The sequence below is a fragment of the Actinosynnema sp. NPDC049800 genome, from assembly GCF_040656635.1.
Lineage (GTDB): Bacteria > Actinomycetota > Actinomycetes > Mycobacteriales > Pseudonocardiaceae > Actinosynnema.
Genome location: NZ_JBFAMT010000003.1, coordinates 281454 through 306753 on the forward strand (window position 1 = coordinate 281454; position 25300 = coordinate 306753).

General features: G+C 71.6%; 27 protein-coding genes. 9 read left to right on the plus strand and 18 right to left on the minus strand.

The genetic code is table 11. From position 1 onward, the window contains the following. Positions 1 to 7: 7 nt before the first annotated feature. Positions 8 to 403, minus strand: a complete 396-nt coding sequence (locus AB0I91_RS06580) for a MarR family winged helix-turn-helix transcriptional regulator (protein WP_498781784.1) — start codon at positions 401 to 403, stop codon at positions 8 to 10. A 132-nt stretch (positions 404 to 535) separates the two neighbouring features. On the opposite strand from AB0I91_RS06580, the gene AB0I91_RS06585 reads away from it, so the two are divergent. Continuing rightward, the gene (locus tag AB0I91_RS06585; protein WP_499635617.1) at positions 536 to 1315 is read left to right on the plus strand and encodes a nitroreductase/quinone reductase family protein; all 780 of its coding nucleotides are present in this window, start codon (positions 536 to 538) and stop codon (positions 1313 to 1315) included. Positions 1316 to 1318: 3 nt separating this feature from the next. Here the strand turns inward: AB0I91_RS06585 and AB0I91_RS06590 are convergent, their stop codons facing one another. From AB0I91_RS06590 to rimO, 7 genes are all read right to left on the minus strand, one after another. Beyond that, positions 1319 to 2563 (minus strand): uracil-xanthine permease family protein, encoded by a 1245-nt coding sequence (locus tag AB0I91_RS06590; RefSeq protein WP_498786622.1) that lies wholly within the window; start codon positions 2561 to 2563, stop codon positions 1319 to 1321. 221 nt (positions 2564 to 2784) lie between these two features. Then, on the minus strand, positions 2785 to 3564 hold the full coding sequence (gene pspM / locus AB0I91_RS06595; protein WP_498786620.1) for a phage shock envelope stress response protein PspM: 780 nt from the start codon (positions 3562 to 3564) through the stop codon (positions 2785 to 2787). A 16-nt stretch (positions 3565 to 3580) separates the two neighbouring features. After that, on the minus strand, positions 3581 to 4444 hold the full coding sequence (locus AB0I91_RS06600) for a PspA/IM30 family protein (RefSeq protein WP_498786618.1): 864 nt from the start codon (positions 4442 to 4444) through the stop codon (positions 3581 to 3583). 284 nt (positions 4445 to 4728) lie between these two features. Next, on the minus strand, positions 4729 to 5154 hold the full coding sequence (locus AB0I91_RS06605; protein ID WP_123746079.1) for a helix-turn-helix domain-containing protein: 426 nt from the start codon (positions 5152 to 5154) through the stop codon (positions 4729 to 4731). Between the two features lie 156 nt (positions 5155 to 5310). Further along, entirely contained in the window at positions 5311 to 5784 is a 474-nt protein-coding gene (locus AB0I91_RS06610) for a CinA family protein (protein ID WP_498786615.1), read from the minus strand. After that, the gene (pgsA, locus tag AB0I91_RS06615) at positions 5781 to 6365 is read right to left on the minus strand and encodes a CDP-diacylglycerol--glycerol-3-phosphate 3-phosphatidyltransferase (protein WP_498786613.1); all 585 of its coding nucleotides are present in this window, start codon (positions 6363 to 6365) and stop codon (positions 5781 to 5783) included. The genes AB0I91_RS06610 and pgsA overlap by 4 nt, the downstream gene beginning before the upstream one ends. Next, on the minus strand, positions 6362 to 7738 hold the full coding sequence (gene rimO / locus AB0I91_RS06620) for a 30S ribosomal protein S12 methylthiotransferase RimO (RefSeq protein ID WP_498786628.1): 1377 nt from the start codon (positions 7736 to 7738) through the stop codon (positions 6362 to 6364). Before rimO ends, pgsA begins: the two co-directional genes overlap by 4 nt. Positions 7739 to 8213: 475 nt before the next feature. Here rimO and AB0I91_RS06625 point away from each other — a divergent pair, with 475 nt between their 5' ends. From AB0I91_RS06625 to AB0I91_RS06645, 5 genes are all read left to right on the plus strand, one after another. Continuing rightward, positions 8214 to 8714 (plus strand): amino-acid N-acetyltransferase, encoded by a 501-nt coding sequence (locus AB0I91_RS06625; protein ID WP_498786611.1) that lies wholly within the window; start codon positions 8214 to 8216, stop codon positions 8712 to 8714. 26 nt (positions 8715 to 8740) lie between these two features. Next, positions 8741 to 9631 (plus strand): MerR family transcriptional regulator, encoded by an 891-nt coding sequence (locus AB0I91_RS06630; protein WP_498786609.1) that lies wholly within the window; start codon positions 8741 to 8743, stop codon positions 9629 to 9631. Next, positions 9628 to 9948 (plus strand): hypothetical protein, encoded by a 321-nt coding sequence (locus AB0I91_RS06635; RefSeq protein ID WP_498786607.1) that lies wholly within the window; start codon positions 9628 to 9630, stop codon positions 9946 to 9948. The genes AB0I91_RS06630 and AB0I91_RS06635 overlap by 4 nt, the downstream gene beginning before the upstream one ends. Beyond that, complete coding sequence (locus tag AB0I91_RS06640; protein ID WP_499607288.1) at positions 9945 to 10202, plus strand: hypothetical protein; 258 nt, start codon at positions 9945 to 9947, stop codon at positions 10200 to 10202. Before AB0I91_RS06635 ends, AB0I91_RS06640 begins: the two co-directional genes overlap by 4 nt. 298 nt (positions 10203 to 10500) lie before the next feature. Next, a complete protein-coding gene (locus tag AB0I91_RS06645; protein ID WP_499607285.1) occupies positions 10501 to 10938 on the plus strand; it encodes a phospholipase in 438 nt (145 codons plus the stop codon). A gap of 175 nt (positions 10939 to 11113) precedes the next feature. Here the strand turns inward: AB0I91_RS06645 and AB0I91_RS06650 are convergent, their stop codons facing one another. Together AB0I91_RS06650 and AB0I91_RS06655 are read right to left on the minus strand one after the other, a co-directional pair. Then, complete coding sequence (locus AB0I91_RS06650) at positions 11114 to 11800, minus strand: glycoside hydrolase family 12 protein (RefSeq protein ID WP_498786603.1); 687 nt, start codon at positions 11798 to 11800, stop codon at positions 11114 to 11116. Positions 11801 to 12053: 253 nt separating this feature from the next. Further along, positions 12054 to 14510, minus strand: coding sequence for an FtsK/SpoIIIE family DNA translocase (locus AB0I91_RS06655; protein WP_498786601.1), 2457 nt, complete (start codon positions 14508 to 14510; stop codon positions 12054 to 12056). A 130-nt stretch (positions 14511 to 14640) separates the two neighbouring features. Between AB0I91_RS06655 and AB0I91_RS06660 the strand changes: the two genes are divergently transcribed. Then, the gene (locus AB0I91_RS06660) at positions 14641 to 15420 is read left to right on the plus strand and encodes a lysophospholipid acyltransferase family protein (RefSeq protein ID WP_499635621.1); all 780 of its coding nucleotides are present in this window, start codon (positions 14641 to 14643) and stop codon (positions 15418 to 15420) included. A 271-nt stretch (positions 15421 to 15691) separates the two neighbouring features. Here the strand turns inward: AB0I91_RS06660 and AB0I91_RS06665 are convergent, their stop codons facing one another. Continuing rightward, positions 15692 to 16915, minus strand: a complete 1224-nt coding sequence (locus AB0I91_RS06665) for an MFS transporter (protein WP_499635623.1) — start codon at positions 16913 to 16915, stop codon at positions 15692 to 15694. 127 nt (positions 16916 to 17042) lie between these two features. After that, positions 17043 to 17612 (minus strand): dienelactone hydrolase family protein, encoded by a 570-nt coding sequence (locus tag AB0I91_RS06670; protein ID WP_498786595.1) that lies wholly within the window; start codon positions 17610 to 17612, stop codon positions 17043 to 17045. Between the two features lie 685 nt (positions 17613 to 18297). Here AB0I91_RS06670 and AB0I91_RS06675 point away from each other — a divergent pair. Next, positions 18298 to 18462, plus strand: coding sequence for a hypothetical protein (locus AB0I91_RS06675; protein ID WP_499635626.1), 165 nt, complete (start codon positions 18298 to 18300; stop codon positions 18460 to 18462). 226 nt (positions 18463 to 18688) lie between these two features. On the opposite strand, the gene AB0I91_RS06680 is transcribed toward AB0I91_RS06675, so the two are convergent. From AB0I91_RS06680 to thyX, 6 genes are all read right to left on the minus strand, one after another. Beyond that, the gene (locus AB0I91_RS06680) at positions 18689 to 20371 is read right to left on the minus strand and encodes a ribonuclease J (RefSeq protein ID WP_498780758.1); all 1683 of its coding nucleotides are present in this window, start codon (positions 20369 to 20371) and stop codon (positions 18689 to 18691) included. Next, complete coding sequence (gene dapA, locus AB0I91_RS06685; RefSeq protein WP_499613446.1) at positions 20368 to 21264, minus strand: 4-hydroxy-tetrahydrodipicolinate synthase; 897 nt, start codon at positions 21262 to 21264, stop codon at positions 20368 to 20370. Before dapA ends, AB0I91_RS06680 begins: the two co-directional genes overlap by 4 nt. 38 nt (positions 21265 to 21302) lie before the next feature. Further along, on the minus strand, positions 21303 to 21923 hold the full coding sequence (locus AB0I91_RS06690) for a TIGR03085 family metal-binding protein (protein ID WP_498780755.1): 621 nt from the start codon (positions 21921 to 21923) through the stop codon (positions 21303 to 21305). Positions 21924 to 21932: 9 nt separating this feature from the next. Continuing rightward, positions 21933 to 23384, minus strand: a complete 1452-nt coding sequence (locus AB0I91_RS06695; RefSeq protein ID WP_498780753.1) for a serine/threonine-protein kinase — start codon at positions 23382 to 23384, stop codon at positions 21933 to 21935. Positions 23385 to 23451: 67 nt separating this feature from the next. After that, on the minus strand, positions 23452 to 23841 hold the full coding sequence (locus AB0I91_RS06700; protein WP_498780751.1) for an ACT domain-containing protein: 390 nt from the start codon (positions 23839 to 23841) through the stop codon (positions 23452 to 23454). A 6-nt stretch (positions 23842 to 23847) separates the two neighbouring features. After that, positions 23848 to 24600: an FAD-dependent thymidylate synthase gene (gene thyX, locus AB0I91_RS06705; RefSeq protein WP_498780750.1), complete on the minus strand. Its 753-nt coding sequence runs from the start codon at positions 24598 to 24600 to the stop codon at positions 23848 to 23850. A 173-nt stretch (positions 24601 to 24773) separates the two neighbouring features. Here thyX and AB0I91_RS06710 point away from each other — a divergent pair, with 173 nt between their 5' ends. Next, positions 24774 to 25298, plus strand: a complete 525-nt coding sequence (locus tag AB0I91_RS06710; RefSeq protein WP_498780749.1) for a toxin-antitoxin system HicB family antitoxin — start codon at positions 24774 to 24776, stop codon at positions 25296 to 25298. Positions 25299 to 25300 lie beyond the last annotated feature (2 nt).

Below are 25300 nucleotides of genomic sequence, written 5' to 3' on the forward strand. Positions count from 1 at the left end.
GGCTACCTCACTCGTCCAGCGCGTCCTCGTAGGCCTTGAAGGTCTCCACGAACACCCGGCGCTGATCGGGCGTCAACGGCTCCAGCGCCGTCCGCCACGCCCGCGCGCCCCTGGCCAGCCACGCGTCGATCGCGGGCCGCATGGCGTCGGTGATGCTGACGATCCGCTTGCGGCGGTCCTCGTCGTCCTCACGGCGTTCCAGCACGCCTTTGCGGCTCAGCTCGGCCACCATCAGGCTGACCGTGGTCGGCGCCACCTCCAGTCGCTTGGCCAGGTCGTTCACCGTCGCCGGGCCGTCGAACAGCAGGTAGGACAGCAGCGTCAGGTGCCGCGGGGCCAGCGCCAGGGACTCCAGCTCCGCGGGCACCTTGATCCGCTTCGCCCGGCCCACGATGCGCGGCATGAGCAGCAACAACGCCCGGATGGCGTCATCGGTGGTTGACACCGGACACCGGCCTCCTTACCTTTGACCTCAAAGAGGCTTTGCCTTCAAAGCCAAGCTGCCGTGACCGTTCAGACTAGTGGGGGCACGCACGTGAACGAGCTGATCATCGAGGAGTTCCGGGCCAACGGCGGCCTGGTGGGAGGCCCCTTCGAGGGCGGGGACCTGCTGCTCATGACCACCGCGGGCGCGCGCACGGGCAAGCCGCGCACGAACCCGGCGGTCTACCTGCGCGACGGCGACCGGCTGCTCGTGTTCGGCTCCAACGCGGGCCGGCCGAAGCACCCGGACTGGTACCACAACCTGCTGGCCGACCCGCAGGTCACCATCGAGGTCCGGGAGGGCGGCGTGCTCCGCGAGCACGCCGCCCGGGCCGTGCCGCTGGAAGGCGCCGACCGCGACCGCTTCTACGCCGTGCAGGCGCGGCGCGACCCGGCGTTCCGCGCCTACGCCGAGGCGACCACGAGGGTGATCCCGGTCGTCGCGCTCACCGTGCTGCGGCTGGACCCGGAGCGGGTCGAGGCGATCGTGGCGCAGCTGCGCCGCCACCACGACGACCTGCGCGCCCAACTGCGGCGGTTGCGGGCGGACCCGACCGGCCGCCGTGACCTGCGTGATCACTGCCTGGCGTTCTGCGACAACATGCGGATGCACCACATCAGGGAGGACGGCGCGTTCACCGCGTTCGAGGACCACGACCCAGCGCTGGCGCCGGTGCTGGCCCGGCTGCGCGAGGAGCACCGGGTGGTGGCCGGGGTGATCACCGAGATCGCCGCCCTGGCCGACGACCCGGACCGGCTGCTCCCCGAGCTGGACCGGTTGGAGGAGGAGCTGGAAGCGCACTTCGCCTACGAGGAGGCCGCGCTCGGGTGACGCTCAGGCCTTGCGGGCGGTCCGCAGCCAGCGCAGGACCGGGTGCAGGATCACCACCAGCAGCGAGCCCCAGACCAGGCCGCCGAGTTCCATGTCACCCAGCTCCAGCGTCAGGTCGCCCACGCCGGCGACCAGCGCGGCACCGCCGACCAGCGCGTTGCCCGGGTTGGTCAGGTCGACCCGGTTCTCCATCCACACCCGCACGCCGACCAGGCTGATCAGGCCGAGCAGCACCAGCGTCGCGCCGCCGACCACGCCCGCCGGGATGGTCGCGAGCACGGCGGTGATCTTCGGCGAGAACGACATCAGCACCGCGGCCACCCCGGTCACCGCGTACGCGGCGGTCGAGAAGACCTTGGTCACGCCCATCACGCCGATGTTCTCGGAGTACGTGGTGGTGCCCGACCCGCCGCCGACACCGGCCAGCGCGGTGGACACCCCGTTGGCGATGATCGAGTCGCCGACGTTGCCGTCGAGGTTGCGGCCGGTCAGCGCGCCGATCGCCTTGACGTGGCCGACGTTCTCCGCGACCAGCACGATCACCACCGGCAGCACGAGCAGCGTGACCGACGGCCGCAGCTCCGGCGCGTGGAACTCGGGCAGCCCGAACCAGGCGGCCCGACCCACGGCGGCCGTGTCGACCAGGTCGAGCCAGAAGCCCAGCGCCCAGCCGACGACCACGCCGATGAGCACGGAGAAGCGGAACGACGAGCCGCGGCCGAGCACGCCGCACAGCAGGATGATCCCCATCGTGACCACGGCCGGCAGCGGCTGCTGGGCGAACGAGTCGGTGGCCCGGTGCGACAGGTTGAGGCCGATCAGCACGACCACCGCGCCGGTCACCACCGGCGGCATCACGGCCTCCAGCAGCCGCACGCCGAGCGCCTTCACCGCCACCCCGATGATGATCACCAGGAGGCCGGCCGCGAGCACGCCGCCGAGCTGCGCGGCGATGCCCTCGTCCCGGGCGGCGGACAGCGGCGCGATGAACGCGAACGACGCGCCGAGGTAGCTGGGCACGCGGTTGCGGGTGATCACCAGGAACAGCAGCGTGCCGAGACCGGAGAACAGCAGGGTGGTGCTGACCGGGAGACCGGTGGTGGCGGGTACGAGGATCGTGGCGCCTGCCATCGCGACCAGGTGCTGGGCGCCGAAACCGATGGTGCGCGGCCAGGTCAGCCGCTCCTGCGGCGCGACGGCGTCACCGTCGATGGGGCGGCCATCGCCGCGCACGGTCCACAACGCCACTCAATGACCTCCCCGGCGACCAGGACGGACCACGCTGTCCGACCCAGGGATCCTGCCACGCCAAGTAGTGGCCGCGGCCATATAACGGTCTGATAATCACACGATCGCAGCAGCGTACGCCACTGCGGACTCGAGGTTAGCGCAACTCCGCTACGCAACGTGACGCAATCGCGGTTCGTGCAGATGGCCGTGCGGCCGGTGCGGAGAGATCCGCGACGAGGTCAGCGCGACAGCTCGCGCAACGCGGAGGCGAGGCCCGCGAGGTGGTCCGTCGCGTCGCCCAGGACCTGCCGGGGGTTGGAGGCGGTGCTCTCGGCGAGCACGCGACCGGCGGCGGCGACCAGGCCGCAGTAGCCGTCCACGCCCTCGTCGAGCTGGGCCCGCAGTCTTCGCACCCCTTCGACCAGCGGTGCGCGGTCCAGCGGCGGGGCGGTGTCGCGCGCCCGTTCCACGGCCTGCAACTGGCGGGAGACGGCCCGGATCGCGGAGGCGGCCTCGGCGCCGGTGGCGCGGGCCTGCTCGACCGAGTCGGTGGGGATGGACGTCAGCGCCGCGGAGTCGAGCTGGCGCAGCAGCTCCCGCAACGTGTCCTGGGCGTCCTCCAGCCGTTCCATCGGCTGACGGGCCGCCGAGGAGCGGGCGGGCAGCGGCTCGGGCGCCGGCGCGGCCTCCAGCTGCCGCCGCTCGGCGTCGATGCCCCTCATCTTCAGGTTGGTGCGCACGGCCAGCACGGACGTGCCGGCGAACCCGAGGGCCGCCACCACGCCGGGCGCCGCGCCGAGCGCCCCGACCAGCGTGAGCGTGCCGACCACCGCGAGCAGGGCCAGCACGATCAGCCAGAAGGTGAGCACGCGGCTCGATCGGCGGTACCGCCGATCGAGCTTCGCGCGCGGGTCGTTCCAGGCGGCGTACCGCCGTTTCACCTGGTCCGCGAGGTGCCCTTGGAGCTGGCCGCCGATGACCTGAGCGATCTCGCCGGCCACCTTCCGCCGGGGTTCCATCGCGGACACCACCCTCTCAGCTCTGGCTCGCCGGCGGGTTCTGCTGGACCTGCTGGGTGGGCTGCGCCTGCGTCTGCTGGACCCGTTGCTGGATCTCCTGCTGGATGCTCGCGCTCGCACTGGCGGGCTGACCGCTCGTCACCTCGCCGGCGACCTTGCCGCCCGCCATCGACGCGCGGATCTGCTCCAGCCGCGAGTGGCCCGCCATCTCGGTGGTCGACTGCTGGACCTCCAGCATCCGGCCCTGCACCGAGTTCTGCGCCAGCTCCGCCGAGCCGAGCGCGGTGGTGTACCGCTTCTCGATCTTGTCGCGGACCTCTTCCAGCGACGGCGTGTTGCCCGGCGCCGCCAGCTCGGTCATCTGGCGCAGCGAGTGCGAGACCTGCTCCTGCATCTTCGCCTGCTCCAGCTGGCTGAGCAGCTTGGTGCGCTCGGCGAGCTTGGTCTGCAGGACCATCGCGTTGCGCTCGACCGCCTGCTTGGCCTGCGTCGCCGCCTGCAACGCCTGGTCGTGCAGCGTCTTCAGGTCCTCGATGCTCTGCTCCGCGGTCACCAGCTGGGTGGCGAAGCCCTGCGCCGCGGTCTCGAACTGCGTCGCGCGCGCGTCGTCACCCTTCGCCCTGGCCTCGTCGGCGAGCACGAGCGCCTGGCGTGCGGATGCCTGGAGCTTCTCCACTTCGCCGAGCTGGCGGTTGAGCTTCATCTCGAGCTGGCGCTGGTTGCCGATCACCGCGGCGGCCTGCTGGGACAGCGCCTGGTGCTGCCGCTGCGCCTCCTCGATGGCCTGCTGGATCTGCACCTTCGGGTCGGCGTGCTCGTCGATCTTGGACGAAAAAGCCGCCATGAAGTACTTCCATGCCTTCACGAAAGGGTTGGCCATCTGCTACGCCTGCCTTCTCCGCACTTCCCTGGCTCGCGCTCGTGATTGGCAACGACCCGGTGCCGGTGTTGGTTCCATCGTGTCAGGTGTCCCGCGCTGCTTCCACCGACCTGGGGAGATATCCGGGATCACCCTGAGTCACCCCCCGACTTTCGTCGGCATGGTCATCCTGCCCGTCCGCCTCCCGGGCGACGCGGCGACCCCGTGCGGGGTTGCCAACTCGTTGCAAGCGCCGAAAGCCGAGCCGGTCGGACCGGCTCGGCTCAGGCACGTGTCACCAGGTGTTACGCCGCCACCACCGCGTTGCGCGGCTTGCTGATGGAAGTGGACAGCCGATGCGTCAGCACGGGCTGCAAGCGCAGGTCGGACAGGTCGTTGCCGATCACCGCGGGCACCATCGTGCCGCCCTCCAGACCCGCCGACGCGGACGCGGGCGCCCGTTCGGTGAGCTCGGCGGGCGTCGGCACGGGGCGCTGGACGGCGCCGATGTCCGAGGCGACCAGGTGCAGCAGCTCCCACAGGGGCAGGTCCAACGCTTCGCAGATCGCGGCCAACAGCTCGCTGGACGCCTCCTTGCGGCCACGCTCCACCTCGGAGAGGTACCCCAAGCTGACGCGGGCGGTCCTGGAGACCTCGCGCAGCGTGCGGCGTTGGGTGGTGCGGGCATGGCGGAGCCGATCACCGATCGCCTCGCGTAGCAGCACGGTCATCGCGCGCCTCCTTCCGGCCGGCCGTGCCACCACGTTACCGACCCGTCCCGTCGACGGGCAGTGACTTCCCGACACGTCCGCCAAGGGCGAACGAGTGAACTCGTCGGTAAGTTCCCGCGTGGGTGTCCCGGTGTGACGGGGAACGCGCTGCTCACGTCACTCGCCGGGGATCTTGAGGTGGTCGAGCAGGAGGTTCAGCGCCGCTGTTGTCGAACTCTTGCGGACTTCGTCACGCCCACCACCGAGAGTGAGCGTTCGGACGAGCGTTCCGGACGGACCGGACAAACCGATGTGGACGGTGCCCGGCCCGACGCCGTCCTGCGGGTCGGGACCGGCCACGCCGGTCAGCCCGAGGCCCCACGTCGCGCCGCAGCGCTCCCGTGCGCCCTCGGCCAGCTGCCGGGCCACCTCGGGGTGCACGGCGCCGTGCTCGGCCAGCAGCGCCGCGTCCACGCCCGCGAGCGCGTGCTTGAGGTCCGTCGCGTAGACCACCAGCCCGCCGCGCACCACGGCGCTGGAACCGGGCACGGAGGTCAGCTCGGCGGTCACCAGGCCCGCGGTCAGCGATTCGGCGGTGGCGACCGTCTCACCTCGTTCCGACAGGGTCCGGACGACGTCGGCGGCGCTCACGCCCCGGCCACCGCCCGCTTGCCCCTGGCCCGCAGCCGGAACGCGCGGATGACGTAGTCGACGCCCGTGACGACGGTCAGCACCACGGCCGCGCCCATCGTGACCACCGAGACGGCGTCCAACCAGGACGGCAGCGGCAGCACGTACAGGCCGATGGCGACGATCTGCACGAGCGTCTTGGCCTTGCCGCCGCGGCTGGCCGGGATCACGCCGTGCCGGATGACCCAGAAGCGCAGCAGCGTCACGCCGAGCTCGCGGACCGCGATGACCACCGTCACCCACCACGGCAGCTCGCCGAGCAGGCTCAGGCCCACCAGCGCGGCGCCGGTGAGCGCCTTGTCCGCGATCGGGTCGGCGATCTTGCCGAAGTCGGTGATCAGGCCGTGCTTGCGGGCCAGGTTGCCGTCCACGTGGTCGGTGACCGACGCCACGGCGAACACCCCGAACGCGGCCAGCCGCCACCACGACTGGTGACCGTCCTCGGCGAACAGGAAGTAGAGGAACACCGGCACGAGCACCAGCCGGGACATCGTCAGCACGTTGGCGATGTTCAGCACCGGCACGCGCGCGGGTTCGGTCACCTCGGGAGCACCTCGATCGCTGTCACGACCAGGTCGACGCCCTCGGAGGAGTCGACGCGGCAGCGCACCAGGTCCCCGACCCGCAGGCCGTCGGCGTTGGTGACGACGCACTCGCCGTCGACCTCGGGCGCCTGGTGGGCGGCACGGCCGACGCAGTCGTTCTCGTCGTCCTCCTCGGTCTCGACCAGGACGACGACCTCCTCGCCGACGCGGTCCTCGGCGCGCTGGGACGTGAGTTCCTCGACCAGGTTCGAGATGCGGGCGACCCGCTCGGCGATCGTGTCGGCGTCCAGCTTGTCCGGCAGGTTCTCGGCCTCGGTGCCGTCCTCGTCGGAGTAGCCGAACACGCCGACCGCGTCCAGCCGGGCGGCGGTGAGGAAGCGCTCCAGTTCGGCCACGTCGTCCTCGGTCTCACCGGGGAAGCCGACGATGACGTTGCTGCGGATGCCCGCGCGCGGCGCGAGGGAGCGGATCTGCTCGACCAGGCCGAGGAACGACTCGGTGGAGCCGAACCGGCGCATCCGGCGCAGCACGGGCTCGCTGGAGTGCTGGAAGGACATGTCGAAGTAGTCGGCCACGCCGTCGGTCGTGGCGATGGCCTTGACCAGCGTGGGCTTGGTCTCGGCGGGCTGCAGGTAGGACACGCGGACGCGGTCGATGCCGGGCACCTTCGCCAGCCGCTGCAGGAGCAGCTCCAGGCCGCCCAGCTCGCGCGGCAGGTCCTTGGCGTAGGAGGTGGAGTTCTCCGAGACCAGGAACACCTCGCGCACGCCCTGCTCGGCCAGCCACATCGCCTCGGCCACCACCTCGTCCGGGTGTCGGGAGACGAACGCGCCGCGGAAGGACGGGATCGCGCAGAACGAGCAGCGGCGGTCGCAGCCGGAGGCGATCTTCAGCGGTGCCACGGGCGTGTCGGCGAGGCGGGTGCGCAGCACGCGCGGGCCCCAGCCGTGGCCGGGCACCTGCACCTCTTCGGCGGCCTTCGGCCGCTGCACGGGCGTGAGCGGCAGCAGCGTGCGCCGGTCGACCGGCTTGTGCGACTCGATGCTCTGACCGGCCAGGACGTCGTCCAACCGGTCGGCCAGGTCGGTGTAGTGGTCGAACCCGAGCACGGCGTTCGCCTCGGGCAGGCTGTCGGCCAGCTCGGCGCCGTAGCGCTCGGCCATGCACCCGACCGCGACCACCTTCGCGCCGCTGTCGGCGGCGGCGAGGAGGGTGTCCACCGAGTCCTTCTTGGCGGACTCCACGAAGCCGCACGTGTTGACCACGACCACGTCGGCTTCGTCGTCGACCAGCTCCCAGCCGCCGGCGGTGAGGCGACCGGCCAGCTCCTCGGAGTCGACTTCGTTGCGGGCGCACCCGAGGGTCAGCATGGCGACGCGCTTGGACGTGGTGGGGGAAGACACGGTGCTCAGCGTAACCGGCGCTCGCCCCCTCCCCGTCCGCCCGTGGGGTGTGCTGTCGAGGTCAGGTGCGCAGCACCGCTCGCGGCGTTCCCCGCCGCCACCGCGCGACCGTCGGACCGGACACCGCGAGTCCGGTCGAACAGCGCAATTCGCCCACGAGAAGTCGCCCACGTCGGCGCCGAACGGGCCGGGCTCCCGGCCGACTGGGAATTCGCGTTCCCGGTGGACCACTCATATACCGACAGCGGTTCCGAAATGTCGGATTGGGCCGCGCGGCCGGGGACGACGCGTTCGGCCGCGGCAGCCCGCCGAGCGCCGTCACCCGGCCTGCGACGACGGAAGACCGAAGGTCGTTGCGCTGCGGCTCTGGGGGTTCGCCCGGATTCCGTGGTGGCCACCCGCCGGATAAGACGCGGTCGCGACCGAAGGTTACGTTGAGCGCGTGAACGACTCGATCAACGTGCGTCGCGCCCGCACCGGCGACGTTCGGGCGATGAAGGCCCTCATCGACGCGTACGCCGGCAAGGTGCTGCTGTCCAAACCGCTCGTCACGCTGTTCGAGGACATCCAGGAGTTCTGGGTCGCCGAGGAGGACGGTGTCGTCCTCGGGTGTGGCGCGTTGCACGTGCTGTGGGAGGACCTGGCCGAGATCCGCACGGTGGCGGTGTCGCCGCACGCGTTGGGCCGGGGCATCGGCCACCGGATCGTGCACCGGTTGATCGAGACCGCTCGCGAGCTGCAGCTGGAGCGGTTGTTCGTGCTGACGTTCGAGACCGGGTTCTTCGGCAGGCACGGGTTCGTGGAGATCGACGGCACGCCCGTCTCCCCCGAGGTGTACGAGGAGATCATGCGGTCGGCCGACGAGGGCGTGGCGGAGTTCCTCGACCTCTCGTACGTGAAGCCCAACACCCTGGGCAACTCGCGCATGCTGCTGCACCTGTAACTCTTCGAGCGTTCACTCGAAGAGTCTTGACTCCACGAACGGCGCCCGCCAAGATCGAGGACGTGGAGCAGTTGACGGTCGACGAGCTGGCGGTGCGGGTCGGCCTGCCGGGCAGCACGATCCGCATGTACCAGACCAAGGGCGTGCTGCACGCGCCGCGCAGGCAGGGCCGCGTCGCCTACTACGACGCCTCCCACCTGGAACGGCTCACCCTCGTCCAACGCCTCCAGTCCCGCGGCTTCTCCCTGCCCGCCATCGCCGAACTGGTGAAGGCGCGCGAGAAGGGCGCGAGCGTCGCGGCGGTGCTGGGCGTCGGCGAGGCGGAGGGCCCGGACGACTGGGTCCGGATCAAGGTCCGCGACATCAGCCGCCTGGTCCCGCTCGGCGACGTCCGGCCGCGCGTCCTGCGCCGCGCCGTGCAGCTCGGGCTGGTCCGCTGGCGCCACGGGTGGCCGCACGTCCGCCGCTGGGCGCTGGAGGCGGGCAACCGGCTCGCCGCGCTGACCGTCCCCAGCGAGGACGTGCTGGACAAGTTCGCGAACCTGCGCACGGCCACCGACGGCATCGCGGCCGACTTCGTGGAGGTCTTCGAGCGCAGGCTGTGGCCGCAGCTGGCGGAGAACGCGGACCAGGACGACCAGCTCGACCGGATGCGCGCGCTGCTCGTGGAGCTGACCTACACCGCCGAGACGGTGGTCATCGGCACGCTGCGCGAGTCCATCCGCGAGGCCGCCGAGCAGTTCGCCCGCCGCCACCAACTGCTGCCGAGCGACGACTTCCAGCCCGCCTGGGTCGAGGAACCGGTGCCCATCGCGGAACGTCTCATCGAGACCGACGAGGACGACGAGTTCCCCGACGAGCCGACGATCCAGCGGTTCCTCGACCGTGGCGACGACCACGACGAGCCGGGCAGGTGACGGCGCCCGGTCCCGCCCTGGTGCGGGGCGAACTCCCAGACGTGCCCGGCGACGGGGCACGGGTGCGGGTCGAGCCGGTCGAGCCGGTGCGGAGGGGTTCGGCTCGCCCGCTCGACCCGGACCGGCCCACCGCGCCGGTCCGCCCGCACCCGAGCTCGCCGGGCCTGCCGGTGCCGGACGCCGGCTCGCGCGTCGTCGGCGCGGCGCCCGCCGGGCTCGGCGGAGGTTTCCCGCGACCGGACGGTGACGCGGTCGGGCGGCCGCAAGCGCTTGCCCCGGCGTCGCCGTCCCGCTTCCGCACCCGGGGGGCGGCGTGATCGCACTGATCGGCGGGTTGGTCGGGCTGCGCGCGGGGTACCGGTACGACCGGTCGATCGGCAGGCACCCGTTGCGGTCGGGGGTGAAGCGGTTGGTGTTCTGGGTGCTGGTGTTCGTCGCCGAGTGCCTGCTGGTGCCGCCGGTCGCCGCCGCGGCGGGTCCGGTGGTGTGGCTCGTGGCGTTCGGGTACGTCATGGCGGCGGGACTGGCCGGGCCTTGGGTGTCGGAGTACTACCGGCGGCGTGCGGCGTGATCGCGCCCGTACGACGTCCGTCCGAACCGGCCGCGTGAAGTGCCCGCGGCGGCTTGCGTCCGGGCAGACCAGCCCGCATCGGCCGGGCGCGGGCAGTGTGATGGGCGGTTCGGCTTGAGCGGAGGGGCGTTGTGGCCCAACAGGTCTGCCTCCGGACGGCCCAGTGGCCGGTTGACCCGGTGATCAGGTGCGGGCGAACGTTCACCCGTCGTTGACGCGGTATGAGCCGATCGGGGCTGTTGTGCGTTGATCTCGACCGGTAAGAACCCCTCAAACCCGAAAACCGAGGGGAAGAACAGTGCTCGCGAAATCCCTGCGCAATGCTTTCACCGTCGTGCTCGCCTCGCTCGCCCTGCTGGTCGGCGTCGGCACCGGTGTCGGCCAGGCGGCCATCAACGCGCCCGCCGTGACCGACGACTACCTCTTCAGCAAGTCCTTGTCGCAGTTCAGCTCCCTGCGCACGCAGCGGCCTTACAGCGACCAACTCGACTGGTCGTCGGACGGTTGTTCGTGGTCGCCGGACAACCCGTTCGGGTTCAAGTTCCTGCCGGCCTGCCACCGGCACGACTTCGGTTACCGCAACTACAAGCGGCAGGGGCGGTTCAACGAGACGACCCGGCTGCGGATCGACAACAACTTCAAGACCGACCTGTACCACCAGTGCGCGGGCAACTGGTCCTGCAACCGCACGGCGGACCTGTACTACAAGGCCGTGCGCGAGTTCGGCGCGAGCTGACTTCCCCATCGCTCCGCGGGGTCTTCCGGCGTGCAGCCATTTGTGGTGCGCCGGCAGTGATCGCGCGGAGTCGGAGTGGCCGTAGGGGGGTTGCGTGCCATGGCGCGCAACCCCCGCAACTCCGCGACCAGCCCTCGCCGGCGACAAATCCGGGCGGTTGGCGGTGTAACCGGACTCAGGTGGTGATGGAGAAGCTGTTCGAGACGAAGTCCATGCCGCCGGACGACGAGGTGATCTCGAAGCCGAACTGCACGTCGCCGACGGTCACGTCGCCGTACCAGCCGCGCGCCCCGATCCACTTCAGCACGGCGAGCACGTCGACCGTGCCGGCGTTGGTGTTGCCCGTCCGCACGAACGAGAACACGGCGTTGGAGCCGTTGGAACCCCGGTACACGTCCCACGTGTGGCCGCCGACGGAAGCGGTCGCCTGCTTCGACCCGATCGGCCCGACCGCGCCCTGCTTGTTGACCCAGATCATGATCTCGTAGGCGTGGTTGTCGGCCCAGATGTCATAAGCCGTCGCGTACGCGCCCGAACCCGGCCGGGACACGTTGAAGGAGCTCGAAAGCCTGCTCAGCCCGCTGAGCTTCCGGTTCACGGCCTTCGCCGAGTGGGGGTAGGACTTCACGCCGCCGGTGTTCGGGTGGTTCGCCCACACGCCCCAGTTGCTGTAGGAGTTCGCCCAGATCGCCTGGAACCCGGCGCCGGAGCCCCAGATGTTGTTGCGGACGGTGTACCCGCCGTTCGACCACGTGGCCCACTGGTCGCTGGACGACCAGGCCGCGGCGTGCGCGACACCGGTCGCACCGAGCAGGGACCCCACCAAAGCGACCGCGACCGCGGCCGAGCGCATCCTGTTCATGACGCTTCTTCCCGGGCACCGTTGCCCACTCGTCGCGTCAGTCGAATCGCTTCGATTCGACGGGCGCGCGGAATACCTGGCGAGGCGGCGGAGTGGACGAACTATTGCACCCCAATGGTCCACGGGTCAACGCCGGGGTTCGAACGCCAGGACGATTCCGGCGCATTCGACTGGTTCGACCGACTCGTTCGACCGAATTCGACGACGGGCCGCGACGTGCTGATCCGACGCAATGCGCGGAATGACCGAGGGATCAGTCGTCCCCGTCGTCGTCCGGGCCGGAACCGCCTCGGATCAGGTGGACGACCGAGTCCAGCTCGTCCGGCTTGATCAGGACCTCACGGGCCTTCGAACCCTCCGACGGCCCGACGACACCGCGCGTCTCCAGCAGGTCCATGAGCCGACCGGCCTTCGCGAAGCCGACCCGCAGCTTGCGCTGGAGCATCGACGTCGAGCCGAACTGCGAGGTGACGATCAGCTCGGCCGCCTGGATCAGCACCTCCAGGTCGTCACCGATGTCGTCGTCGATCTCCTTCTTCTCGCTCGCCTTCGCCGCCGTGACGCCGTCGGTGTACTCCGGCTGCGCCTGGTCCTTGGCGAAGTTGACGATCTCGGAGATCTCGTCGTCCCCGACGTACGCGCCCTGGACGCGCACCGGCTTCGAGGCGCCCATCGGCAGGTACAGGCCGTCGCCCATGCCGATCAGCTTCTCCGCGCCCGGCTGGTCCAGGATGACCCGCGAGTCGGTCAACGACGACGTGGCGAACGCCAGCCGTGACGGCACGTTCGTCTTGATCAGGCCGGTCACCACGTCCACCGACGGCCGCTGCGTCGCCAGCACCAGGTGGATGCCCGCCGCACGCGCCTTCTGCGTGATCCGGACGATCGCGTCCTCGACGTCGCGCGGCGCGGTCATCATCAGGTCGGCCAGCTCGTCCACGATCGCCATGATGTACGGGTACGGCCGGTAGACGCGTTCGCTGCCCGGCGGCGCGGTGATCTCGCCCGACTTGACCTTCCGGTTGAAGTCGTCGATGTGCCGCACCCGGTTGACCTGCATGTCCTGGTAGCGCTGCTCCATCTCCTCGACCAGCCAGGCCAGCGCGGCGGCGGCCTTCTTCGGCTGGGTGATGATGGGCGTGATCAGGTGCGGGATGCCCTCGTACGGCGTCAGCTCGACCATCTTCGGGTCGATCAGGATCATCCGGACCTCGTCCGGGGTGGCGCGCGCCAGCAGGGACACCAGCATCGAGTTCACGAAGCTCGACTTGCCCGACCCCGTCGAGCCCGCGACCAGCAGGTGCGGCATCTTGGTCAGGTTCGCGGTGACGAAGTGGCCCTCGATGTCCTTGCCCAGCCCGATGACCATCGGGTGGTTGTCCTTGACCGTGGACGGCGAGCGCAGCACGTCGCCCAGCCGCACCATCTCGCGGTCGCTGTTGGGCACCTCGATGCCGACCGCGGACTTGCCGGGGATCGGCGCCAGCAGCCGCACGTTGTCCGTGGCGACCGCGTAGGCGATGTTCTTGGTCAGCGCGGTGATCTTCTCGACCTTCACGCCCGGACCCAGCTCCACCTCGTACCGGGTGACCGTCGGGCCGCGGGTGAAGCCGGTGACCTGCGCGTCGATGGAGAACTGGTCGAGCACGCCGGAGATGGCCTCGATCATCACGTCGTTGGCCTTGCTGCGGGCCTTCGGCGCGTCGCCGTCCTTGAGGATGGTCGGCGGCGGCAGCCGGTAGTCGCCCTCGACCGCGCGCACGGCGATCGCGGCCGTTTTCGGGGTCTCCGGGGTCGACTTCGGCTTGGGCGCCGGCTTGGGCGCGGGCGGCGGTGGCGGCTCTTCGTCCAGCGGCAGCTCGGGCTGCTCGTCGGGAACGGCGGCGGCGACGGCCTGGCGGCGGTTGCGGGACGGGCGGCGCAGCTTGGCCGGCTTCTCCTCCGGCTCGGGCTCGGCCTCCGCCTCCTCGGCGCCGAAACCGTCGAGCTGGTCGGGCTTGCGGTGCAGGAGGCCGCCTAGCTTGGCGGGCACGTCGCGGATCGGCAGGTGCGCGAGCAGCAGCACGCCGTAGGCGAAGATCAGCACGAGCAGCGGCCCGGCGACCCACGACGTGAGGCCCTGCGCGAGGAAACCGCCGGAGAGGTAGCCCAGCGCGCCACCGGCGTCACGGCGGGCGGCCGGGTCCATCGGCAGGCCGCCGGCGAGGTGGAACATGCCGAGGAACCCGACCGCGACCAGGATCGAGCCGATCACCAGGCGTGGCCGCGCCTCGGGGTTCGGGTCGGTGCGCATGAGCGTCACGCCGATCACCAGCAGCACCACGGGGAAGATGACGGCCGGGCCGCCGACGGAGCTGCGCACGGCCACGTCGACCCACCGGCCGACCGGTCCGCCCGCCTGCCACCACACGCCCGCGGCGGTGATCACCGCCACCGCGATGAGGACCAGCGCCAAGCCGTCGCGGCGGTGCGCGGGGTCGAGCTCCTTGCCGCGGCCGACCGCGCGGACCACCGAGCCGACGCCGCGGCCGAGCAGGCCCCAGACCCGGCCGACGGAGCCGGAGGACTTCTTCGCGGGCGCGCGCTTGGCGGGTGACCGCTTCGAGGCCGGCCGGGAACCGCCGGACCTGGACGCGCTCGCACGGGCTTTCGACCCGGAGCCGGTGCTGCGGGTCGTGCCCTTGCGCGAGGTTCCAGTTCGGCCGGCCATGGTGTATACGGTAGTCCCTCTGGCCTCAGCTGCCCCAACGTTCACGGCGGACGCGACGTGCGCGGCTCGACGCCCATGGTTGCCCGGAACCCGGTGCGCCGACACCTCGACACGCCGTAGCCTGCCCGTCGTGTCCACACCACTGCTGTGGCGCGTGCTGACCACCGTCGACCAAGGGGTCGTCGGTCTCAGCGGACGACTCGAAGTCACCGGCGACATCCCGGCGGACCTCAGGGGCCGTCCCCTGCTGCTCGCGTCCAACCACATCGGCAACCTTGACCCCTTCGTGCTCATCGCGGCGTGCCGCCGGATCGGTGTCGCGCCGCGGTTCCTGCTCGCGGGCGGGTTGCTCGACGCGCCGGTCCTCGGTCCCCTGCTGAAGGCGTCCGGCCACGTGCGCGTCGACCGCTCGGCCGCGGACGTCGGCGACGCCTACCACCGCACCGTCGAGGTGCTGCGGCGCGGCGGCGACCCGATCGCGATGTACCCGGAGGGCCGGATCAGCCTCGACCCGGGGCTGTGGCCGGAGCGGGGCAAGACGGGTGCGGCGAGGTTGGCGCTCAGCGGCGGGATCCCGGTCGTGCCGGTGAGCCAGTGGGGCGCGCACGAAGCCGTCTACTGGGGCAACACGCACGTCGGCGGGTGGGCGGATGCCAAGCCCTACCTCACGTCCTACGTGCGCGGCCTGCGGAAGCGGCCGACGTTCAAGGTGCACTTCGGCAAGCCGGTGGACCTGTCCGGGCTGGAGGACGGCAAGCCGGGCGACGCGCGGCGGGCGCACGAGCGGATCATGCGCGCGATCACCGCGGGCCTGGTGCCGTTGCGGCCGGACGAGCCGGACCTGCCGAAGTTCCACGACCCCACGCGGCCGACGACGGGCAAGAGCCCGTGGCGCCCGGAACAGGGCTGAGCGGCACGGGATCACGGCTCACCCTCGCGCGGCCGACGTAAGGCGGGCGCGGTCGTCACCGAGACCGCGCCGCCCGGTCCGATGCGGCGACCCGTCCTCCCGCCGTCGATCGCCACGTCGGAACCCGGCGTGACAACAACAGGCCGGCCACGGCTCCGACGCGCCACGGCGGAGCAGCCTGGGTCCGTGGGCGACCCGGCCCACCGGAACAGGAGGTCACGATGCGGAACCACGACCGGTACGCGCGCAACAAGAGCTGGTGAGGTCCGGATCAGCCACCCGCGGGCACGCCGGCCGCGGGTGGCTGGTTCGCCCGGTGCCACGCCACCGCGCACGCGAGCGAGCACAGCGCACCCACCGCACCGGCCGCGGCCGTCGCGGTCGCCGGGTCCCAGAGGTCGGCCGCCCAGCCGCCGACGAACACCGCGAGGCCCTGCGCGGCGATGATCCCGGACGCCGCCACCCCGATGGCGCGGCCGCGTTCGGCGTCGGGCGTCGCCCGGACGAAACCGCTCTGGGTCTGGAACAGGTACGCCGTGGACGCCGCGCCGGACAGGCTCCACAACGCGAAGGTGAGCACGAGACCGGGGTGGAACGCGCACAGCACCAGGGGAATCCCCGCGCCGACCGCGAGCACGCCGACGAGCCGGGCGCGGTGGTGCAGGGGCACGTGCCGGACGAACAGCCAGGCGCCCAGCACGCTGCCGAGCGGATCGGCCGCCATGAGCACGCCCACCGCCGCCGGTCCGGCGCCGAGCCGATCGGCGTACGGGGCGGCCAGCGCCTCCGGCACCACGTACCAGCCGACCAGCCACGCCAGGAGCACGAGCACGCGCCGCCGCGGGTCGGTGGCGATCGACGTGACCACCGCGCGCACCGAGCCCCCGGCGTCCCTTGCCGCGGCGGCTCGGGGCCGGTTCAGCACACCGATCCGGATCAGCGCAGCCGACACCAGGAACGTCACCGCGTCGCCGACCAGCGCGAGCCCCGGGCTGATCGCGGCGACCAGCACCCCACCGCCGGCGAACCCGACCAGTTGCGCGGCCTGGCTCGTCATCTGCCGCACGGCCAAGCCGCGCTCGTACAGGTCGCCGGGCAGCACGTCGGGCAGCAACGCGCCCTGGGCGGCGGTGAACGGCGATCCCAGCAGCACCACGACCACGAGCAGGGCGCACAACGCCCACAACGGCAAGCCCGGCAGTGCCATCGCCGCCACCAGGCCGGCGCGCGCGAGGTCCGCGCCGACCATCACCGCCCGCCGCGGGCGCCGGTCGGCGAGCCAGGACAACAGGACCCCGCCGAACAACGCGGGCAGGAACGTCAACGCGTACGCGACCGCGGCCCACAACGCCGACTGCGTGCGCCCGTACACGAGGACGGCCAGCGCGACCCGGGCCAACTGGTCGCCGAGGACCGAGAACAACTCCGCGGCCCAGAGGAAGCGGAACTCGCGCAGCCGGAACACCGCGATCACGGCCGGTTCGCTGCGGTTCACCACCCCAGCATCCCGACGACCCGACGCCGCGCCGGACCGCTGTCCGCTAGCTGCCGGGGGCCGAGGTCGTTGCGGCTCAACGGGGTGGGCCTTGGCGTGGCCTCTCCGGCGCCGACGCGCCGGCCGATCAGTTCAGGAACGCCAGCACGCGCTCCATCATCAGCACGGCGGCCACCTCGTCGTACGACGACAGGCTCTCGTCGGCGAACAGGTGCTTGTCGCCGGGGTACAGGAACAGCTCCCCGTCCGCCGCACCCGCCACCAGGGCACGCGCCGCGTCGAGGTCGCCGTCGTCCACGAACACCGGGTCGGCGGCCATCGCGTGGACCTGCACCGGCACGCTCGCGGGCCACGCGTCGCCGAACTCCGACACCGGCACGCAGGCGCTGACCAGCAGCGCCCCGGCGGCGCCCGGCTTGGTCTGGGCCAGCAGCTGCGCCGGCAGCACGCCGAGCGAGAGCCCCAGGTAGACGACGTCGGCGGGCAGGCCCTCGGCGGCGACCCGGCCGCGTTCGGCGATCGTGCCGAACCCGACCGCCTGCACGTAGTCCATGCCGTCGGTCAGGTCGACGAAGACCCGTCCCTCGAACAGGTCCGGCACGTGGACGGTGTGCCCGGCCCCGGCCAGTCGTTCGGCGAAGCTCGTCACGCCGGGCGTCACCCCGTGCGCGTGGTGGAACAACACCACTTCGGCCACAGCCGATCCCCCCGTCCTGCCGGTATTCCTCGCGTACCCCGAGGCGGGGAACCCTAACGCGCACACCGGCCGAAGGCGCGACGGGCTCGGTGCGGCCGAGCGGCTCCGGAAGGGTTATCACCCGACGTGAGCAGCCGGGGCGCGGTGATCCCACCGTCAGGCCGGGCAGTGCCCGGACGGTCGGCCGGCGTTGCGGCGTCCGAGCGCGAGAACACGAGCCGCGTCGATCCGCACCCATCCGGTTGCCCGGGTGGGGGAATCGCGGTGGAACAGGTTTCCCCACCGATCCGAACAAGTGCGGGTATCGGCATCATTCGATCGATTCCACCGTTCCCGAACAGGGCTCCGCACCTGTTCCTCGACAGTAGGCGTCGCCATACCCTTCCGGTGCACCACCACTTGTCTCACGGTCACCCTCGATCTTCCGGAATAATCCCGAGTGTGGTTTGCCCACCCGGCGGTAGGACCAGGGTGGAGCGCCGTTCGGACGGCGCCGATACTTCTTCCAGCGGACCCGGCGCACCAGCGCCGATGGATCGGAAACCCATTCGGAAGTCCGCGACAAAGGAGCATGGACCCGTGAAGAACATTTATCGCGTTGCATCCCTGACCGCCGTCGGCATCCACTGCGGCCGCCGTTTCCCTGCTGAGCGCGGGCTCGGCCCAGGCCACGCACATGGATTGCGTGGAATACCTGCAGGACCAGGGGTACTCGATCACCCAGGAGATGATCCGGGGCTGCCGCGACGGCGCCCAGGGGAAGGTCGTGAACTGCGAGAACATCCTCGTTCGGGCCGACGTGACGGCGAGGCACGCCTCGGCGGCCTGCGAGCTCGCGTCGAAGCAGTAGCCGGCGACTCCTCCGGTGGTGGGGGGGGGGCGCGCCGGCCACACCCCCCCCCCCCCAACGCCAGGCGGCCCCGCCCCGCGGGGGGGGAGCCCGGGAGGCGGCGCGGCGCGGCGCGGCGCCCCCGCCCGCGCGGGCCGCCCGCGGGGGGGGGGCGCCCGCCCCCCCCCCCCCCCCCCCCCCACCACCAGGCAGTTCGCGCCGGCTGCCGCGGGAGGTCGACCGGCGGTCAGTTCACCGGGATGATGGTCGGCACGATCATCGGCCGCCGCCGGTACGTCTCGGCGACCCAGCGGCCCACCACGCGGCGCACGGCCTGCGCGATGCGGTGCGAGTCGGTGATGCCCTCGGCCTCCGTGCGGGACAGTTCCATCTCCACCAGCGAGATCGCCTGGTCCAGGGCCTTCGGGTCGTCGGAGAAACCCCGGCCGGACACCGTCGGCGGTGCGACCGCGCGGCCGCTGCCGGAGTCCACGGCCACGGTGATCGCGATGAACCCGCCCTCGCCGAGCACGAGCCGGTCGGACAGGGTCGACTCGCCGACGTCGCCGACCGACAGGCCGTCCACGTAGACGTGGCCCACCTCGACCTTGCCGGTGATCTCCGCCTTGCCGTCGACCAGGTCGACCACCACGCCGTCCTCGGCGATGACGACCCGCTCCGGGTCCACCCCCGTCGCCACGGCCAGCGCCGCGTTGGCCCGCAGGTGCCGCCACTCGCCGTGCACCGGCATCACGTTCGACGGCCGCACGGCGTTGTAGAGGAACAGCAGCTCGCCCGCCGGCGAGTGGCCGGACACGTGCACCTTGGCGTTGCCCTGGTGCACGACCGTCGCGCCGAGCCGCGCCAGGCCGTTGACCACGCCGAACACCGCGTTCTCGTTGCCCGGGATCAACGACGACGCCAGCACGATCGTGTCGCCCGCCCTGATCGAGATCTGCCGGTGCTCGCCGCGCGCCATCCGCGACAACGCCGACAGCGGCTCGCCCTGCGAGCCGGTCGACACGAACATCACCTCGTCCTCGGGCAGCTCCATCGCCTCGTTGAGGTCGACGAACAACCCGTCCGGCACGTTGAGGTAGCCGAGCTCGGCCGCGATGCCCATGTTGCGCACCATCGACCGGCCGACCAGCGCGACCCGCCGCTCGTACTGCACGGCCACGTCCAGCACCTGCTGCACCCGGTGCACGTGGGAGGCGAAGCACGCCACGATCACCCGCTGGTTGGCCTTGCGGACCACGTTCTCCAGCACCGGCCCGATCTCGCGCTCCGGCGCGACGAACCCCGGCACCTCGGCGTTGGTCGAGTCGACCAGGAACAGGTCGACGCCCTCGTCGCCGAGCCGGGAGAACCCGGCCAGGTCGGTGAGCCTGCCGTCGAGCGGCAGCTGGTCGAGCTTGATGTCGCCGGTGTGCAGCACCAGCCCGGCGGACGTGCGGATCGCGACCGCGACCGCGTCCGGGATGGAGTGGTTGACCGCGAAGAACTCCAGCTCGTACGGCCCGTAGGAGCGCCGGTCGCCGTCGGTGATCTCGATCAGCCTCGGCGTCTGGCGGTGCTCCTTGCACTTGGCCGCGAGCAGCGCCAGCGTGAACCGCGAGCCGACCACCGGCAGGTCGGGGCGCAGCTTCAGCAGGAACGGCACCGCGCCGATGTGGTCCTCGTGCCCGTGGGTGAGCACCAGCGCCTCGATGTCGTCCAACCGGTCCTCGATGGCCCGGAAGTCCGGGAGGATCAGGTCGACGCCAGGCTGGTCGTCCTCGGGGAAGAGCACGCCGCAGTCCACGACGAGCAGCCGGCCGGCGTGCTCGAACACCGTCATGTTGCGGCCGATCTCGCCAATTCCACCCAGTGCGACGACGCGCAGACCTCCGTCGGGCAGTGCGGGCGGGGGTGAGTTCGGGTTGATCACGCGTTGACTCCCAATTCGGCCTCGACGGCCTCGATGTCCTCGGTTGAAGCGGGTACCAGCGGCAGCCTCGGGTCGCCGACGTCGAGGCCGCGCAGGCGCAGCGCGGTCTTGGCGTAGGTCACGCCGGGCATCCGCTTGAAGGGCCTCAGCAGCGGCAGCAGCGACTGGTGGATCGCGGTCGCGCCGGCGACGTCACCGGACTCGAACGCGTCGACCAGCTCGCGCAGCCGGTCCGCGGCGAAGTGCGAGATGACGCTGACGAACCCGACCGCGCCGACCGACAGCCACGGCAGGTTCAGCGGGTCGTCACCGGAGTAGTAGGCCAGGTCGGTGGCGGCGATGACCTTGCTGCCCGCGAGCAGGTCGCCCTTGGCGTCCTTCACCGCGACGATCCGCGGGTGCTCGGCGAGCCGCAGCAGGGTCGGCACCTCGATGGGGATCACGGTGCGCGGCGGGATGTCGTACAGCATCACGGGCACGCCGACCTGGTCGGCGACGGTGGTGAAGTGCGCGAACACACCCTCCTGGGTGGGCCGCGAGTAGTACGGGGTGACCAGCAGCAGGCCGTGCGCGCCCGCCGCCTCCGCCTGCTTGGCCAGGTGCGCGCTGTGCGCGGTGTCGTACGTGCCCGCGCCGGCGACCACGGTGGCGCGGTCGCCGACCGCCTCGACCACGGCGCGGACCAGGTCCGCCTTCTCCGCGTCGGTCGTGGTCGGGCTCTCGCCGGTGGTGCCGTTGACCACGAGACCGTCGTTGCCCAGCTCGACCAGGTGCTCGGCGAGCCGCTGCGCCCGGTCCAGGTCCACCGCCCCCTCCGCGTCGAACGGGGTGACCATGGCGGTGAGCACGCGGCCGAACGGGCGGCCGGGCGAGGCGGTAGGACTTCCGGTCATATGCGGAAATCTACCGCGTCACCCTCGGCAAGCTGCGACTACATGCTCCGGTCGAGGGCTCGCACCAGCCGCACGGCGTCGTCCGAGCCGTCGTACTCGACGCGTGCGGCGGCCCGGCCGAACACGTGCACCAGCAGTTCCGAGACCTGCCCGGTCAGCACCACGGGGTCCGCTCCACGCTTGGCCACGACCGCCTCGCCGTCCGGGCGGCGCAGCACCACCCCGACCGGGCTCTTGCGGTACATGAGCCGGGCGGTGGGCGCGAGCCGCTGCCACAGCACCGCGTCTCGTACCGGATCGGGTGAACGCGGCTCCCAGTCGTCCCGCGCCCGGCGCACGTCCTCGTGGTGCACGAAGTACTCGACGGAGTTCACCAGCTCGTCGATGAGCGCGTAGGGCGAGAACCGGGGCGGGCCGACGCGGACCAGCTCGACCAGCTCGTCCCACGGCCTGGCCGCGTAGGCGTCCTGGACGCGCTGCGTGTGCCCGGCCAGCGGCTTGACCAGGATGCCGGCCGCCGCGTCCGGGCGGCGTTCCCGCAGCACGAGGTGCGCGGCGAGGTCCCGGGCGCGCCACGGGTCGCACAACGTGGGCGCGTCCGGCCCCACCTCGGCGAACAGCTCGGTCAGCAGCCTGCGTTCGTCCTGCGCGACGCCCATGGACCCACGTTACTTGGCGTACACCTGGTCCTTCAGCGCGGTGCCGTCCTTGTTCCACAGCACGCAGGCCACGTCGCGGTAGCGCTTGTCCGAGGACGAGGACTTCGACGGGTCCTCCGCCCAGACGCCCGAGGTCGGCACGACGGCGACGTAGCGGAGCTTGGACTCCTTGTCCTGCACGGGCACCCGCTCGGACATGAAGTACAGCGTGCAGTAGTTCTCCGCGTACCCGCGCAGCCACTCGTCGCCCGGGTAGGGCATCTTGTCCGACCCGAACGGCTCCGCCGCCGCGTAGACCTCGACCCGGTGCGGCTCGTCGCAGTCGGTGTAGTTGACCGTGGTGTTGGGGTCGACCAGGTTGTCGCCGCACTGCCCGGCGCCCGCCTTGAACTGGGCGGGCTCGATCGTGCCGCCCGGACCGTAGGTGACCGTCTCGGCCATCGCGGCGGGCGGCTGCTCGGTGAACAGCCACCGGCCCAGGAACACGCCGCCGACCAGCAGCGCGACCGCGGCCACCGCCGTGCCGGTGATCAGCAGGCCCTTGAGCCACGGCTTGCGCACCGCGGTGGGCTGCGCGTAGTGCATGGTCGGGTTCGGCGCGCCGAACCCGGTCGGCGGTGTCGGGTGGGCCGCCGCGCGTTCCAGCATGGCGCGCGCCTGCGGGCCGGTCAGCCGGGCGTTCGGGTCGGGCATCATCAGGCCGGTGATCACCGCGCCGAGCACGCCGTGCGCCCTGGTCAGGCGGGGCATCTCGTTCATGATCGCGTGCAGGGTGGACGCGGTGGTCGGCCGGTCGTACGGGTTGGCGCCCTCGACGGCGTAGCAGAGCGTCGCGCCCAGCGCCCACAGGTCGGAGGCGGGCGAGGCCTCGTTGCCGTGGATGCGCTCCGGCGACATGTAGGCGGGCGAGCCGATGAGGCTGCCGCTGGTGGTCAGCCGCGGGTCGTCCACGGCCTGGGCGATGCCGAAGTCGGTGAGCTTCACCCGGCCGTTGGGCGTGACCATGAGGTTGCCGGGCTTGACGTCGCGGTGCACGATCCCGGCCTGGTGCGCGGAGTCCAGGGCGGACAGCGCCTGGACGGCCATCGAGATGACCCGGTCCTGCGGCATCGGGCCGTGCGCGCTGATCAGCGTGGACAGCGTGGCGGCCTCGACCAGCTCCATCACGATGTAGTTCATGCCGTGCTCGGCGACCACGTCGTACACGGTGACCACGCCGGGGTCGTTCAGCCGGCCCGCGGTGCGCGCCTCGCGCATCACCCGCTCCTCCAGCACCCGGCGCTCTTCCAGCGCGATGCCGTCGGGCAGGTGCAGCTCCTTGATGGCGACCTGGCGGCCGATCACGTTGTCCTGGGCGCGCCAGACGACGCCCATGCCGCCGCGTCCCAGCTCGGCGAGCAGGGTGTACCTGCCCGCGATCACGCGGGGTTGCGCGCTCACACCTTGCGTCGGACCAGTCACCGTCACTCCTCGAAACCCGCGGACCGGGCGGAACGCTACTTCAGACCACGTGACGCCCGATCCGGTTTCACGGTTTCGTGACTTCGTGCCCGGACGACCGCAGCGCCTGCACGGCGCGGGCCAGGTCGCCCGACTTCACCAGCAGGTGGTCGGTGTCGTAGGTGGACAGCGCGAACAGGCTCACGCCCGCCGCGGCCAGTTCACCCGACAGGGCGGCCATGATGCCAGTGAGGGTGAACTCCAGCGGACCGCGCACGGTCAGCAACCGCCAGCCGGGCTGCGCGGTCTCCGCCTCGGGCGCGTGCTCGGCCGGGCACACGATCGACAGCTCGTCGGGCGTCCTGGTCACCGAGACCAGGCCGGGCGCGTCGAGCAGCCCCGCCGGGACGGGCGCGTCGGCGGGCAGCCGCGCGACCGTGTACTCCCCCGGCAGGACGTCGACGATCAGCCGCTTCACCGGCCGTCAGCCTTCGGTGACCAGCGGGCTGGAGGCGACCTCGGTGCCGTCGGCCAGGGTCGAGATGGTGAAGTCGGCGAACACGTTGGCCGCCGCCTTCTGCAGCTGGCGCAGGCACTCCACGGCCAGCGCGCGGATCTCCACGTCGGCGTGCTCGGTGGCGCGCATGGCGATGAAGTGCCGCCACGCGCGGTAGTTCCCGGTCACCACGATGCGGGTCTCGGTGGCGTTGGGCAGGATCGCCCTGGCCGCCTGGCGCGCCTGCTTGCGGCGCAGCGTGGCGCTGGGCACGTCGGAGAACTTCTCCTCCAGGCCCTTCAGCAGCTCGTTGTAGGCCTCGACGCTGGCCTGCGCCGCCGCGAGGAACTTCTCGTGCAGCTCCGGGTCGTTCGCGATGACGTCCGGCTCGACCATGGCGGCGTTGCGCTCGGGCACGTACCGCTGGGACAGCTGCGAGTACGAGAAGTGGCGGTGCCGGATCAGCTCGTGGGTGAGCGAGCGGGAGATGCCGGTCAGGTAGAAGCTGACCGAGCCGTGCTCCAGCACGGACAGGTGGCCGACCTCGATGATGTGCTTGATGTAGCCGGCGTTCGTGGCGGTGGCCGGGTTCGGCTTCGTCCACGACTGGTAGCACGCGCGGCCGGCGAACTCCGCCAGCGCCTCGCCGCCGTCGGCGTCGGTGGACCACGGGACGTCCGCAGGCGGGAAAAACTCCGTCTTCGCAATCAGCTGGACGAGCGGCGACACCGTTTCGGTCACGACGAACCTTCCTTGCAACTTGGCTACGCCGCGCAGCCTAGTCGAGCGACAGAGAGCAACTTTTCAGCCTACAGCGCGTGTCCGTCCGCGCCCTGCGGACGGCACAGCCTGGCGTCATGAACGACATCACAGACTTCCTTGACTGATGTCAGGTTTGACGTCATGGTGGTGTCATGGATCTGTCGCCGTACATCGCAGCACTGCGCGAGGACCTCGCGACGGCCGCGTCCGCCGGGGACGACAACACCCGGCGCACCGCGGCCCTGCTGTCCGCAGCACTGGAGCCCGCCGCGCGGCTCGCGCTCATGAACGCGCTGTCCGACCTGGCCGCGGAGGTCACCGCGGCCCTCGACGGCCCTGTCGTCGACGTGCGGTTGGACGGACGGGACGTGCAGGTGGTCGTCACCGGCACGGCCGCTCGGGAAGAACACGAACCCGAGCCGCAGGAAGTTCCCCGGCCCTCCGCCGGTGACGCCACGCGCGTCACCCTGCGGCTGCTGGACGAGCTGAAGTCGAAGGCCGAGCAGGCCGCCGCGGCCCAGGGGATGTCGCTGAACACGTTCGTCGCGCAGGCCGTGCAGGGGGCGGTCGGCGGGCGGCGCGGTGGTGGTGGCCACAAGCACTGGGGGCCGCCGAAGGACCAGTCGGGCGGCGAGTCGTCGTCGTCCTCCCGCGTCCGCGGCTGGGTCCAGGGCTGAGG

Coding starts and splice junctions, on each gene's coding strand:
- AB0I91_RS06690 (WP_498780755.1), bottom strand. CDS start 21,923: ATGGGCGTCGCGCAGGACGAACGCAGGCTGCTGACCGAGCTGTTCGCC.
- AB0I91_RS06655 (WP_498786601.1), bottom strand. CDS start 14,510: ATGGCCGGCCGAACTGGAACCTCGCGCAAGGGCACGACCCGCAGCACC.
- AB0I91_RS06710 (WP_498780749.1), top strand. CDS start 24,774: ATGGATCTGTCGCCGTACATCGCAGCACTGCGCGAGGACCTCGCGACG.
- dapA (WP_499613446.1), bottom strand. CDS start 21,264: ATGACCGGAAGTCCTACCGCCTCGCCCGGCCGCCCGTTCGGCCGCGTG.
- AB0I91_RS06600 (WP_498786618.1), bottom strand. CDS start 4,444: ATGGCCAACCCTTTCGTGAAGGCATGGAAGTACTTCATGGCGGCTTTT.
- AB0I91_RS06650 (WP_498786603.1), bottom strand. CDS start 11,800: ATGAACAGGATGCGCTCGGCCGCGGTCGCGGTCGCTTTGGTGGGGTCC.
- rimO (WP_498786628.1), bottom strand. CDS start 7,738: ATGCTGACCCTCGGGTGCGCCCGCAACGAAGTCGACTCCGAGGAGCTG.
- AB0I91_RS06580 (WP_498781784.1), bottom strand. CDS start 403: ATGCCGCGCATCGTGGGCCGGGCGAAGCGGATCAAGGTGCCCGCGGAG.
- AB0I91_RS06605 (WP_123746079.1), bottom strand. CDS start 5,154: ATGACCGTGCTGCTACGCGAGGCGATCGGTGATCGGCTCCGCCATGCC.
- pspM (WP_498786620.1), bottom strand. CDS start 3,564: ATGGAACCCCGGCGGAAGGTGGCCGGCGAGATCGCTCAGGTCATCGGC.